We start from the raw sequence: 12,852 nt of genomic DNA, 5'->3' as shown, positions 1-12,852 counted from the left end.
ACACGCCCACCCCAACCAGATGGAGGAGAGACCCGCATGAAGCACCCCCCTGCGCGCAGGAGGCCCGGCGCCCGCCGCGGCGCGGCCGCCGGAGCGGCGGCCGTCCTGCTCGCCTCAGGCACGGTCGCGCTGGCCCAGGCCCAGGCCAGCGCGGCCGCCGGCTGCACCGTCGAGTACACCGCCAACGACTGGGGCACCGGCTTCACCGCCAACGTGAAGGTCACCAACCTCGGCGACGCCCTCAGCAGCTGGACGCTGGAGTGGGACTTCGCCGGCAACCAGCAGGTCACCAACGGCTGGAACGGGACGTTCGCCCAGTCCGGCAAGCACGTGACCGTGAAGAACCCCAGCTGGGGCGGGGCGCTGGCCAAGAACGCCTCCGTCACCCCGGGCTTCCAGGCAACCTACTCCGGCTCGAACCAGGCCCCCACCCGGTTCACGCTGAACGGCACCGTGTGCGACGGGTCGACGGGCGGCCCCACCGACCCGCCGACGACGCCGACGGATCCGCCGACCGACCCGCCGACCGGTGACCGCGTCGACAACCCGTACTCGGGGGCGAAGGTCTACGTGAACCCGGAGTGGTCCGCCAACGCCGCCGCCGAGCCCGGCGGGAGCGCGGTCTCCGACCAGCCGACCGGCGTGTGGCTCGACCGGATCGCGGCGATCAACGGCGTGAACGGCGGCATGGGCCTGCGCGACCACCTCGACGAGGCGCTCTCCCAGGGCGCCGGGGTGATCCAGCTCGTCGTCTACGACCTGCCCGGCCGCGACTGCTCCGCGCTGGCGTCCAACGGCGAGCTCGGCCCGAACGACCTCGACCGGTACAAGACCGAGTTCATCGACCCGATCGCGGGCATCCTCGGCGACGCCAAGTACGCCGACCTGCGGGTCGTCACGGTCGTGGAGATCGACTCGCTGCCGAACCTGATCACCAACGCGGGCGACCGGCCGACCGCCACCGAGAACTGCGACGTCATGAAGGCGAACGGCAACTACGAGAAGGGCATCGCCTACGCGCTGCAGAAGCTCGGCGCGCTGTCGAACGTCTACAACTACATCGACATCGGCCACCACGGCTGGATCGGCTGGGACGACAACTTCGGCCCGACCGCGCAGCTGCTCGCCGACACCGCCGACATGTCCGGCTCGAAGGGCAACGTGGCCGGCTTCATCACCAACACCGCCAACTACGGCGCGGTGAAGGAGCCCTACTTCACCATCAACGACTCGGTGAACGGCACGTCCGTCCGCCAGTCCTCGTGGGTCGACTGGAACCGGTACGTGGACGAGCAGTCCTACGCGCAGGCGTTCCGGCAGGAGCTGATCAGCAAGGGCTTCGACTCCGGCATCGGCATGCTCATCGACACCAGCCGCAACGGCTGGGGCGGCGCCGAGCGTCCGACCGGGCCCGGCCCGCAGACGGACGTGAACGCCTACGTCGACGGCGGCCGCATCGACCGCCGCATCCACCTCGGCAACTGGTGCAACCAGGCCGGGGCGGGCCTCGGTGAGCGGCCGAAGGCGGCGCCCGCGACGGGCATCGACGCCTACGTGTGGATGAAGCCTCCGGGCGAGTCCGACGGCGCCAGCGAGGAGATCCCGAACGACGAGGGCAAGGGCTTCGACCGGATGTGCGACCCGACGTACACCGGCAACCCGCGCAACAACAACCACATGAGCGGCGCCCTGCCGGACGCGCCGCTGTCCGGGCACTGGTTCTCCGCGCAGTTCCAGGAACTGCTGCGGAACGCCTACCCGCCCGTCCAGTAACCGGCCCCTCCAGGAAAAGGCCCCGCGACCCGCTCCCGGTCGCGGGGCCTCTCCCTGTCGCGGGGCCTCTCCCTGTCGCGGGGCCTCTCCCTGTCGCGGGGCCTCTCTGTGCCGGGGAGCCGTGCCTCGGGGCCGGGCCGCGTGCCCGTGCGCCGGCCGGAACGGGAGCGGCCCGCGGCGTCCCCTGTCGGACGCCGCGGGCCGTGTTCTGTTGGGAGCCGGGTTCTGCTGGGAGCGGTTCGATCGGGAGCTTTCAGGAGGTCATGCAGTGCGGTTCGACGTCGGTGGCCGAACTGGGGGCGTTCGCGGTGAACCCGAACGTCGTCGAGGCGCCGACGGCCAGCGACCCGTTCCAGCTCGCGTTCTTCACCGTGACGTCCGGGCCGGACTGCGTGAAGGTGCCGTTCCAGAGGCTGCCGACCGTCTCGCCGTTGGCGAAGGTGAAGTGGGCCATCCAGCCGCTCAGCGGGAGCGTTCCGGTGTTGGTGACCTTGACCTCGCCCTGGAAGCCGCCGCCCCAGCTGTTGACGGAGCGGTACTCGGCGGAGCAGACCATGCCCGGCGTGCCGGGCGGGTCGGTCGGGTCGGTAGGCGGGTCGGTCGGGTCGCCGTCGCCCTCTCCGACGCCCGTCACCTCGCCGTTGCCGCCGTCGAACACGACGTCGGAGCAGCCGTAGAACGTCTCGTTGCTGTCCGAGCGCTGCCACACCGTGTAGATGATGTGGCGGCCGCTCTTGCCGGACGGGAGCCGGGCGTTCCAGTGGTAGTAGGCGTCCTCGCTGCCGGGCGAGCCGACGCTCGGCGGGTCGGTGGCGCTGTAGAACGGCTGGTCCTCCAGGTCGTCCCAGCTGAGCGGGCGGGTCGGGCTCCAGGTGTCCTTGGTGATGTAGGTGCGGAACGTGCCGGGGTGGGCCGCCCACTTGTTGTACCGGAACTCGATGTCCGCGCCGGACGTCAGGTGCGTGACCGGCCAGTCGTCGCGGGCCAGGTCGTAGCCGCTGAAGTCGTACACGACCGCGCCGCCGCTGCACAGCTTCCCGTCGGGGATGAAGCCGCGGGTGCGGCCCGCGCCGTCCGAGCGGAGCACCGCGAACCAGTTGTACAGCGAGGTGGTGCCGCTCTGCGCGACGGCCGCCGCGCACGCGGGGTTGTGCGGGACGATCTGGCCGGTCGAGGTCAGCCCGTCCTTCCAGCACAGGTACGTGCGGCTGCCCGGCACCATCATCGCGCCGTGCGCGGACGCCGGCACGGCGGTGATCAGGGCGCCCGCCAGCATGGCGGGGCCGAGCACCGCCCCCGCCGCCAGCGCTCTTCGTCGTCGCTTTCCCATCGTCCTCCCGTCCACGGGCCGAGGAGAGTCCTGTCCAGGCGGACGCTAGCTCCGCGCCGGCGGGGCCCGGAACGGTCCTTTCACCCTTTCATCGAAGGGCGGTGACGGCAGGACCATACGGCCCGGACGGCGTCGTCCGGGCCGTGCCTCGGGCGGGCTCAGCCCTTCGTGGCACCGGCGGTGAGCCCCCCGATCAGCTGCCGCTCGGCGATGGCGTAGAAGGCGATCGCGGGGACCATGGCCAGCACGATGTAGGCGATGACGAGCGCGTAGTTCGTCGAGTACTGCCCCTGGAACTGCTGGATGCCGACGGGGATCGTCTGCCACTTCGGGTCGGCGAGCACCAGCAGCGGCAGGAAGAAGTTGTTCCAGCTCGTCACGATGGCGAGGACCGACACGGTGCCGAGGGCGGGCCGCGCCATCGGCAGCAGGATCCGCCAGAAGAACCCGAACCGGGAGCAGCCGTCCATGACGGCGGCCTCCTCCAGCTCGCCGGGGATCGTCCGGAAGAAGGACCGCAGGATGATGATCGTGATGGGCAGCGCGAACGCGGCCTGCGGCAGGATGATGCCGAGCGGGTTGTCCAGCAGCCCGAACGAGCGCAGCAGGACGAACAGCGGCAGCACCGCCACCGCGGGCGGGAACATCAGCCCGGCCGCGAACAGCGTGAAGAAGAACTCCCGGCCCCGGAAGGCGTAGCGGGCGAACGCGAACGCCGCCAGCGCCGACACCGCGACGGTGATCAGCGTGGTGGCGACGGCGATCAGCACGCTGTTGGCGATCTGCCGCCAGAAGTCGCCGGACGTCAGGATGCCGGTGTAGTTCGACACCTTCCACGGGTGCGGCAGCCCCAGCGGGTCCGCGGTGAGGTCGCCGGTGGTCTTGAAACCGGAGATCACCGCGTACAGCAGGGGGACGACGACGAACGAGCCGAGCACCCACACCAGCGTGTGCCGGGACAGGCTCCGCGCGAGGCCGGCTCTCATCGGCGGCCTCCCGCGTTGGTGACGGCGCCCTGCAGGTCGCGGCGGAGCGCGTAGCGCTGGTACAGCAGGGAGAAGACCATGCAGATGAGGAACATGGCGACGCTGATCGCCCCCGCGTAGCCCATCTGGTAGCGCTTGAAGCCGAACTGGAACATGGTGACGGCCATCGTCTCCGTGGAGTGCGTCGGCCCGCCCGTCGTGGTGACCCACACGAGGTCGAACAACTGGAGGGAGCCGATGACGGACAGGAACACGCTGATGCGCAGCGTCGGGCCGAGCAGCGGCAGCGTGACGCTGCGGAACCGCCGCCAGGGGCCCGCCCCGTCGATCGCGGCGGCCTCCAGCACCTCCGACGGGATGCCCTGCAGCCCGGCGAGGTAGATCATCATGTGGAAGCCGAAGTACTTCCACGTCATGACGGCGAACAGGGTGGGGAGCGCGGTGTCGGGGTCGGCGAACCACCGGCCGGCGAGGTCGCCGAGCAGCGGCAGGTCCCCGACGAGCTTGTCGGCGAGCCCGCTGCCCGGCAGGAAGATGATGCCGAACAGGACGCCCGCGATCACCTCGGACAGGATGTAGGGCGCGAAGAAGATCGCCCGGTACACCGCCCGGCCGCGCATCCTCTGGTTCAGCAGGACCGCGGTGCCGAGCGCGATCGGCAGCTGGACGGCGATCGAGAACACGATGATCAGCAGGCCGCGCCACAGGTCGCCGCGGAAGACGGGGTCGTCGGCGAGCTTGCGGTAGTTGCCGAGGCCGACGAAGTCCTCGGGCCAGCCGAAGCCGCCCCAGCGGAAGAAGCTCGTGTAGAACGCGACGAAGATCGGGATCAGGACGAAGAAGAAGAACAGCAGCAGGGCGGGCAGGAGGAACCAGGTGCTGGACGCCCAGCCGCGCAGCCGCTCCCCCGCCGACGCCTCGGGGCCCCGCCTGCGCGGGGCCCGTGCGGCGTGCCGCGGCCGGTCGTCGGTCGTGGCGGACAGGGTCATTGGCTCTTGGCCACCTTGGTGACCGACTCCGTGACCTGCTGGGGCGTCTTCTTGCCGCCGATGAGCGCCGCCACGCTGTCATTGACCTCCTGGCCGACCGCGGGCGGGAACGCCTGGTCCAGGTAGAGCTGGAACCCGGTGGAGCTGTTCAGCGCGTCGGCGACGAGCTTGCGGTTCTTGTCGAGCTCGCTCTCGGCGCCCTTGACGACCGGCATGAAGGCGCCGGACGAGACGAGCTTCTTCTCGTTCTCCTGGTTCATCAGGAAGGCGAGGAAGTCGATGGCCTCCTTGGGGGCGTCCTTGCTGAGCGCGTGCCCGTTGCCACCGCCGAACACCTCGGTCGCCTGGCCCTGGCCGCCCTCCACGCTCGGGAAGGGGAACCAGCCGAGGTCCTCGCCGAGGTCCTTGCCGGAGGCGTCCTTCTGCACCGCGGGCGCCCACTGCCCCATCAGCTCCATGGCGGCCTTGCCGGCGCCCATGGTCGCGGCCTGCCCGCCTGGCGTGTCGTAGCCGGCGTTCTGGAAGCCCTTCTGGAAGGGGTCGAGGTCGGCGAGCTCCTTGACCTTCTGGCCCGCGGAGACGAAGGCGGCCCCGCCGAAGTCGTTGGCCTTCTCGGCCTGCTGCAGCGCGGGCAGGCCGCCGATGCGCATCGCGAGGTAGGCCCAGTAGTACATCTCGGGCCACTTGTCCTTGCCCGCGACCGCGATGGGGGTGACCCCCGCGGACTTGAGCTTGCGGACCGCGTCCAGGTACTCGGTCCAGGTCTTCGGGGTGTCCTTGATCCCGGCCTTGCTGAAGAGGGCCTTGTTGTACCAGAAGCCCACCCCGCCCATGTCGTACGGGATCGCGTAGGTCTTGCCGTCGAACTGGTAGGGCTTCTGCGACACCGGCGTCATCGTGTTCAGGATGGCGGAGCCGTCGGAGGTGACGTCCTTGACCAGGCCGGCGTCGATCTGCTGCTTGAGGACCCCGCCGCCCCAGGTGACGAAGATGTCCGGCAGCTTCCCGGAGGCGGTCAGCGCGGTCATCTTCGACTTGAACGCCTCGTTCTCCAGGTTGGTGAGCTTGACCCGCACGTTCGGGTGCGCGGCCTCGTAGGCCTTGGCGATCTGCGGGTAGAGCGTCTTGGACGGCTCGGTGGTCGCGATGTCCATCCACTCGATGGTGACCTTGCCGCCTCCCGAGTCGCCGTCGCCGCAGGCGGCGAGGAGGGGCGCGGCGGTGATCGCCACGGTGCCCGCGGAGACCGCGGTCAGGAACGAACGGCGCGACAGGTGCGGAATGCCCATGGTGGCCTCCTGGATCGGGGGTGGGCTTGGCCGGGGACCGGCGGGCGGGGGGAACCGTCCCGCTTCGAAAGCTTTTCGAAACTCTTCGAGCTTGCCGTTGCCGTGGAACTCTAAGAAAGGGCCACCCCAGGGTCAAGGCTTCGCCGCCCGTTGACCTAAATGAAATGTTGAGAAGTGGATCCGGGGGGCTAGGAGCGAGCGAAACATTGCGATACTGTTCGCAATCGTTTCCCTCGGGGAGGAGTGAAGCGTGCCCGTGCGCACCACCGATGAGATGCCGGACCCGCCGGCCCGGCCCACCCTGGCGCTGATCGCGTCGCAGGCGGGGGTCTCCCCCGCCACGGTCTCCAAGGTCCTGAACGGCCGCACCGACGTGGCCGCCGCGACCCGCGAGCGGGTGGAGGCGCTGCTGCGCACCCACAACTACCCGGGCCCGGGCGGCTCCCGCCGGGCCCGCAGGTCCGGCCTGATCGACCTGGTCCTCGCCGGCCTCGACAGCCCGTGGGCGGTGGAGATCCTGCGGGGCGTGGAGGCCGAGTGCGCCGAGCACGGCACCGGCGTCGTCGTCTCGCTCGTCCGCGACGACGACGCCCGGCCGCCGAGCTGGCAGAACCTGCCCGCGCTGCACCACAGCGACGGGGTCATCCTCGTGACGTCGCGGATGACGCGCCGCCACCGCGAGCAGCTGGAGCGGGCCGGTGTCGGCCTCGTCCTGGTCGACCCGGTGAACCTGCCGGACAGCGACATCGCCAGCGTCGGTGCCACCAACTGGGCGGGCGGCCTCGCCGCCACCGAGCACCTGATCGAGCTCGGCCACCGCCGCATCGCGATGATCGGCGGCCCCGCCGACATGCTCTGCACCCAGGCCCGCCTGGACGGCTACCGGACGGCGCTGGAGCGCGCCGGGATCGAGGTCGACAAGGACCTCGTCCGCTACGGCGACTTCCACCACCAGGGCGGGTTCGCCCGCACCCGCGAGCTGCTGGAGCTGCCCGTGCCGCCGACGGCGGTGTTCGCGGGCAGCGACGAGCAGGCCATGGGCGCCTACCAGGCGGCCCGGCTGGCCGGGCTGCGCATCCCCGAGGACCTCAGCGTCGTCGGCTTCGACGACCTGCCCACCTGCGAGTGGCTCTCGCCGCCGCTGACGACCGTCCGGCAGCCGCTGGAGGAGATGGGCCGCGTCGCGGCCCGCACCCTGCTGCAGCTGCTGGACGGCCGCCCGCCGCTTACCCCGCGCGTGGAGCTGGCCACCGACCTGCGTGTCCGCGCCTCCACCGCGCCGCCGCCCCCCACCCCGCCGGTCCACACGGAGGAACGATGACCGAAGCCGTCCCGGCCGCGAGCGCGACCCGCGAGCCCTGGCAGGACCGCGAGTCGCCGGTCGCCGAGCGGGTCGCCGACCTGCTGGCCCGGATGACGCCGGAGGAGAAGGCGGGGCAGCTCGCCGGGTTCTGGGCGATGCCCGCCGAGCCGGGCGAGCCGGTGGCCCCGATGGAGGACGACTCGCACGAGACCGCCCCGGCGCTCGCGGACGTCGTCGACCGCGGCCTCGGCCAGCTCACCCGCGTGTTCGGGACCGCTCCCGTCCCGGCCGCCGAGGGCGTCGCGCGGCTCCGCGAGCTGCAGGGCCGGGTCGCCGCCGGCAACCGGTTCGGCATCCCGGCGATCGCGCACGAGGAGTGCCTCAACGGCTTCATGACGTGGGGCGCGACCGTGTTCCCGAGCCCGCCCGCGTGGGGCGCCGCCTTCGACGCCGAGCTCGTCGGCGAGATGGCCGCCGCGATCGGGGCGAGCCTGCGCGCGGCCGGCGTGCACCAGGGCCTCGCGCCCGTGCTCGACGTGGTCCGCGACGCGCGCTGGGGCCGGACGGAGGAGTGCATCGGCGAGGACCCGTACCTCGTCGGGGTCCTCGGCACGGCCTACGTGCGGGCCATGGAGGGGGCCGGCATCGTCACGACGCTGAAGCACTTCGCCGGCTACTCCGCCTCCCGCGCGGGCCGCAACATGGCGCCGGTGGCGATCGGGCCGCGCGAGTTCGCCGACGTCGTCCTCGAACCGTTCGCCATGGCGCTGCGCGCCGGCGCCCGCTCGGTCATGCACTCCTACACCGACGTGGACGGCATGCCCTCCGCCGGCGACGAGCGGCTGCTGACCGGGCTGCTGCGCGGCGAGCTGGGCTTCACCGGCACCGTCGTGGCCGACTACTTCGGCATCTCGTTCCTGGAGACCCGGCACCGGGTGGCCGGGTCGCGGGGCGAGGCCGGCGCCCTCGCGCTGCGCGCCGGGATCGACATGGAGCTGCCGACGGTCCGCTGCTACGGCGAGCCGCTGATCGAACTGGTCCGGTCGGGCGCGGTCCCCGAGGAGCTGCTGGACCGGGCGGCGGGCCGGGTGCTGGCGATGAAGGCCGAACTCGGCCTGCTGGACGGCGTGCCCGGTGATGACGTGCCCGGTGATGACGTGCCCGACGACGGGGACGCGCGGGCCCTCGATCTCGACCCGCCCGAGCACCGCGCGATCGCGCGGCGGCTGGCCGAGGAGTCGGTGGTGCTGCTCGCCAACGACGGCGTGCTGCCGCTGCGCTCGGGCGACGGCGTCGTGGTGGCGGGGCCGCTCGCGGAGGACCCGTTCGGGATGATGGGCTGCTACACCTTCCCGGCCCATGTCGGCCGCCAGCACCCCGAGCTGCCGCTCGGCGTGGAGATCCGCACCGTCGCGGACGCGCTGCGCGCCGAGCTGCCCGGCGTCCGGGTGGCGGGCTCGAAGGACGTGTTCGTCGCCGACGACGCCGACATCGAGGCGGCGGCCGCCGCGGCCGCGGACGCCGAGGTGTGCGTGCTCGTGCTCGGCGACCGGGCGGGGCTGTTCGGCCGCGGCACGTCCGGGGAGGGCTGCGACGCCGAGACGCTCGCGCTGCCGGGGCGGCAGGCGGAGCTGGCCGAGGCCGTGCTGGACACCGGCACGCCCACGGTCCTCGTGATGCTGAGCGGGCGCCCCTACGCGATCGAGGGGCTCGCCGACCGCGCCGCCGCCGTCGTGCAGGCGTTCTTCCCGGGCGAGGAGGGCGGCCCGGCGGTCGCCGGCGTGCTCGCCGGGCGGGTCGACCCGTCCGGGCGGATGCCGATCAGCGTGCCGCGCCGGGCGTCCGGCCCGCCGGTCACCTACCTGCGGTCGCCGATGGACGGCGGGCACGACTGGAGCGCCGTCGACCCGGTCCCGCTGTACCCGTTCGGCCACGGCCTGACCTGGACGACGTTCGAGTACTCCGGCCTGGAGGTCGGCGAGCGCGCGGCCACCGACGGGACGGTCACGGTCAGCGCGGCGGTCCGCAACACCGGCGACCGCGCGGGAACGGAGGTCGTCCAGCTGTACCTGTCCGACCCGGTCGCGTCGGTGGTGCGGCCGGTGCGGTGGCTGGCCGGGTGGGCCCGGGTGCGGCTGGAGCCGGGCGAGGCGGCCCGGGTCGCGTTCGAGGTGCACGCCGACCGGACCTCGTTCACGGGCGCCGACCTGCGGCGCGTCGTCGAGCCCGGCACCGTCGGGGTCGAGGTCGGGCGGTCGAGCGCGGACCTTCCGCTGCGCGGCTCGTTCACCCTGGACGGGCCCGTCCGGGAGCTCGGCCCCGACCGGGTCATGACCGTGCCCGTCGAGGTGACGCCGCTGTGACCCGGTTCCTGAACCCGGTGCTGCCGGGCTGCCATCCCGACCCGTCGGTCTGCCGCGTGGACGGCGACTTCTACCTCGTGACGTCCACGTTCGAGTGGTTCCCCGGGCTGCCGGTGTTCCACAGCCGCGACCTGGTGCACTGGCGGCAGATCGGGCACGCCCTCGACCGGCCCGATCAGCTGCCGCTGGACGGGGTGCCCGCGTCGGGCGGCCTGTACGCGCCGACCCTGCGCCACCACGACGGCACCTTCTACCTGGTGTGCACCCTCGTGGACGGGACGGACTGGTCCGGGCACTTCGTGATGACCGCGTCCGACCCGGCGGGGCCGTGGTCGGACGCGCACCGGCTGGACGGCGCGGGCATCGACCCGTCGCTGTTCTTCGACGACGACGGCCGCGCCTGGTGCACCGGCACGCGGCTGACCGGCCGGTACGAGGGGCACACCGAGATCTGGCTGCGCGAGTTCGACCCGGCGGCCCTGGCGCTGACCGGCGACGAGCACGTGATCTGGGACGGCGCGGTGAAGGGGTCGATCTGGTCGGAGGGCTCCCACCTCTACAAGATCGGCGGGCGGTACCACCTGCTCACCGCGGAGGGCGGCACGGCGCTCGACCACGCGGTGATGATCGCGCGCTCGGACTCGGTGACCGGCCCGTACGAGGGGAGCCCGCGCAATCCGGTGCTGACCCACCGGAACTTCGGCACCGGCCACCCCATCGTCGGCACCGGGCACGCCGACCTGGTCGAGACGCCGGACGGCGAGTGGTGGATGGTGCTGCTGGCGATGCGCCCGCACCGCGGCGACCGGTGCGTCCTCGGACGCGAGACCTTCCTGGCCCCGCTCGCCTGGGAGGACGGCTGGCCGGTCACCGGCGGGCGCGTCGAGCCGAGCCACCCGGTCCCGTCGCTGCCGCCGCATCCGTGGCCGGCCGTCCCGCGAAGCGGGCAGTTCGACGGCCCGGAGCTCGGCCCGGAGTGGAACATGCTGCGGCCCCCGCGCGAGCGGTGGTGGAGCCTGTCCGAGCGGCCGGGGCACCTGCGGCTGCGCGTCCGGCCGGAGAGCCTCGCGGACGTCGCCAACCCGTCGTTCGTCGGCCGGCGCCAGCAGCACCACGACTTCGCCGCCTTCACGGCGCTGGACTTCGTCCCGGCCGACGAGGAGTGGGCGGGGCTCGCGCTCGTGCAGAACAACGACTTCCACGTCCTCCTGGTGTCGGCGGCCCAGGGCGTGCTCCTGGTGAAGCGCGAGCAGGGCATCGAGACGGTGCTCGCCATGGCGCCGCCCGCTCCCGGACGGGTGGGGCTCGGTTTCGAGGCCCACGGGCGCTGGTACCAGGCGTCCTACAGCGCGGAGCCGGGCATCTGGACGCCGCTCGGCGACCCCGTGGACGGCGACATCCTGACCAGTCAGGTCGCGGGCGGCTTCACCGGCGCCTACATCGGCCTCTACGCCACGTCCAACGGGCGGGCGAGCGCGAACCACGCCGACTTCGCCTGGTTCGAGTACACCCCGCTCCCGGACGCGCCCTAAAGCAGCAGCGCGGGGTCGGCGATCACGCGTTCCACCACCAGGCCGGCGGCGCCGAGGACGGCGGCGCCCTCGGCGAGGCCGGAGACCTCGACCGGCGGGACGCCCCGCCGCAGCGATCCGGAGCCGCCCGCGAGGACGTCCTGGAGCGGGGGCCGCACCCACGCGGCCAGCGGCGAGAACACGCCGCCGAGGACGATGGTGTCGGGGTCGATCAGGTTGACGACGGAGGCGAGCGCGCCGCCGAGCGCCCGCCCGGCCCGCGCCACCGCGCCGAGCGCGGCGGCGTCGCCCGCCTCCAGCCGCTCGACGAGCCGCCCGACCGAGCCGCCGGGCCCGCCGGCGGGCCGCGTCACCGGCAGGCCGGCCGCGCGCAGCATCGCCTCCTGCCCGGCGACCTGCTCCAGGCAGCCGCGCCCGCCGCAGGAGCAGGGCGGGCCGGCGGGCTCGGCGATGAGGTGGCCGAGCTCCCCGGCGAAGCCGTGGGCGCCGCGGAAGACCCGCCCGTCCACGACGATCCCGGCACCGATCCCGATCTCGCCGGAGACGTGCACGTAGTCGCCGAACCGGGCGCCGCCGCCGAACCAGAGCTCGCCGAGTGCGGCGAGGTTGGCCTCGTTGTCGTACTCGGCGGGCAGCGGCGCGGCGAGGCCGGGCGCGCCGGTGACGGGGACGTCGGTCCAGCCGAGGTTCGGGGCGTGCCGGACCACGCCGTTCTCGCGGTCGAGCAGGCCGGGCAGCGCGACCGCGGCGCCGGCGACGGCGAGGCCCTGCCCGGCGGCGGCCGCGACCGCCTCGGCGGCGAGCGCGGACAGCGCGGCGAGCACCGCTCCGGGCTCGCGGCCGCGGTTGTCGGCGCTGACCACGTGCCGGTAGCGGACCTGCTTGGCGAGGTCGAGGACGCAGGCGGCGAGGTAGTCGACGTTGACCTCCAGGCCGAGCCCGGCGGCGCCGTCGCCGTGCAGGGAGACGCCCACGCCGGGCCGGCCGCGCTCCCCCTCGTGGACGAGCGCGCCGTCGCGCACCAGCCCGGCGCCCTCCAGCAGGGCGACGAGGTTGGAGACGGTGGTCTTGGTGAAGCCGGTCAGCTCGGCGAGCCGCGCCCTGGTCACGGGCTGGTGGCGGGCGACCCGCTCCAGGACGACGGCGAGGTTCCGCTCGCGCATCGTCGCGTGCCGGACGGGGGCGTTCGCGGACTTTGTCATGAATGAACCCTAAATGAAGCGCGACTATAGGCAGGGCTGCGGCCCTCTGCTACGTTAATTAGTCCACGCTCTTTACGAAAGGGGT

At 72.8% G+C, this 12,852-nt stretch carries 9 protein-coding genes; 4 read left to right on the top strand and 5 right to left on the bottom strand.

Annotated features, from left to right (window positions below; translation table 11 throughout):
• The first annotated feature begins 36 nt into the window (after positions 1–36).
• Positions 37–1,773 (top strand): glycoside hydrolase family 6 protein, encoded by a 1,737-nt coding sequence (locus ACGFI1_RS33740; RefSeq protein WP_392791236.1) that lies wholly within the window; start codon positions 37–39, stop codon positions 1,771–1,773.
• Positions 1,774–2,026: 253 nt separating this feature from the next.
• Here ACGFI1_RS33740 and ACGFI1_RS33735 read toward each other — a convergent pair whose 3' ends face one another.
• The 4 genes from ACGFI1_RS33735 to ACGFI1_RS33720 form a co-directional block, all read right to left on the bottom strand.
• Complete coding sequence (locus ACGFI1_RS33735; protein ID WP_392791233.1) at positions 2,027–3,103, bottom strand: lytic polysaccharide monooxygenase auxiliary activity family 9 protein; 1,077 nt, start codon at positions 3,101–3,103, stop codon at positions 2,027–2,029.
• 158 nt (positions 3,104–3,261) lie between these two features.
• On the bottom strand, positions 3,262–4,089 hold the full coding sequence (locus ACGFI1_RS33730; RefSeq protein ID WP_138641575.1) for a carbohydrate ABC transporter permease: 828 nt from the start codon (positions 4,087–4,089) through the stop codon (positions 3,262–3,264).
• On the bottom strand, positions 4,086–5,078 hold the full coding sequence (locus ACGFI1_RS33725; RefSeq protein ID WP_138641576.1) for a carbohydrate ABC transporter permease: 993 nt from the start codon (positions 5,076–5,078) through the stop codon (positions 4,086–4,088). Before ACGFI1_RS33725 ends, ACGFI1_RS33730 begins: the two co-directional genes overlap by 4 nt.
• Positions 5,075–6,367 carry an extracellular solute-binding protein gene (locus tag ACGFI1_RS33720; RefSeq protein WP_392791231.1) on the bottom strand — a complete coding sequence of 431 codons (1,293 nt, stop codon included), beginning with the start codon at positions 6,365–6,367 and terminating at the stop codon, positions 5,075–5,077. Before ACGFI1_RS33720 ends, ACGFI1_RS33725 begins: the two co-directional genes overlap by 4 nt.
• 274 nt (positions 6,368–6,641) lie before the next feature.
• Between ACGFI1_RS33720 and ACGFI1_RS33715 the strand changes: the two genes are divergently transcribed.
• The 3 genes from ACGFI1_RS33715 to ACGFI1_RS33705 are packed head-to-tail and all read left to right on the top strand — an operon-like array spanning position 6,642 to position 11,565.
• Positions 6,642–7,688, top strand: coding sequence for a LacI family DNA-binding transcriptional regulator (locus tag ACGFI1_RS33715; protein WP_392791681.1), 1,047 nt, complete (start codon positions 6,642–6,644; stop codon positions 7,686–7,688).
• Complete coding sequence (locus ACGFI1_RS33710) at positions 7,685–10,033, top strand: glycoside hydrolase family 3 N-terminal domain-containing protein (protein ID WP_392791229.1); 2,349 nt, start codon at positions 7,685–7,687, stop codon at positions 10,031–10,033. Before ACGFI1_RS33715 ends, ACGFI1_RS33710 begins: the two co-directional genes overlap by 4 nt.
• Positions 10,030–11,565, top strand: coding sequence for a glycoside hydrolase family 43 protein (locus ACGFI1_RS33705; protein ID WP_392791227.1), 1,536 nt, complete (start codon positions 10,030–10,032; stop codon positions 11,563–11,565). The genes ACGFI1_RS33710 and ACGFI1_RS33705 overlap by 4 nt, the downstream gene beginning before the upstream one ends.
• On the opposite strand, the gene ACGFI1_RS33700 is transcribed toward ACGFI1_RS33705, so the two are convergent.
• Positions 11,562–12,767 (bottom strand): ROK family transcriptional regulator, encoded by a 1,206-nt coding sequence (locus ACGFI1_RS33700; RefSeq protein ID WP_138640826.1) that lies wholly within the window; start codon positions 12,765–12,767, stop codon positions 11,562–11,564. The genes ACGFI1_RS33705 and ACGFI1_RS33700 overlap by 4 nt on opposite strands.
• Positions 12,768–12,852 lie beyond the last annotated feature (85 nt).

The sequence above is a fragment of the Actinomadura geliboluensis genome, assembly GCF_043197915.1.
GTDB classification, from domain to species: domain Bacteria; phylum Actinomycetota; class Actinomycetes; order Streptosporangiales; family Streptosporangiaceae; genus Spirillospora; species Spirillospora geliboluensis.
Note: the sequence above shows the minus strand (reverse complement) of the source record. Positions and strands in the feature narration are given on the sequence as shown.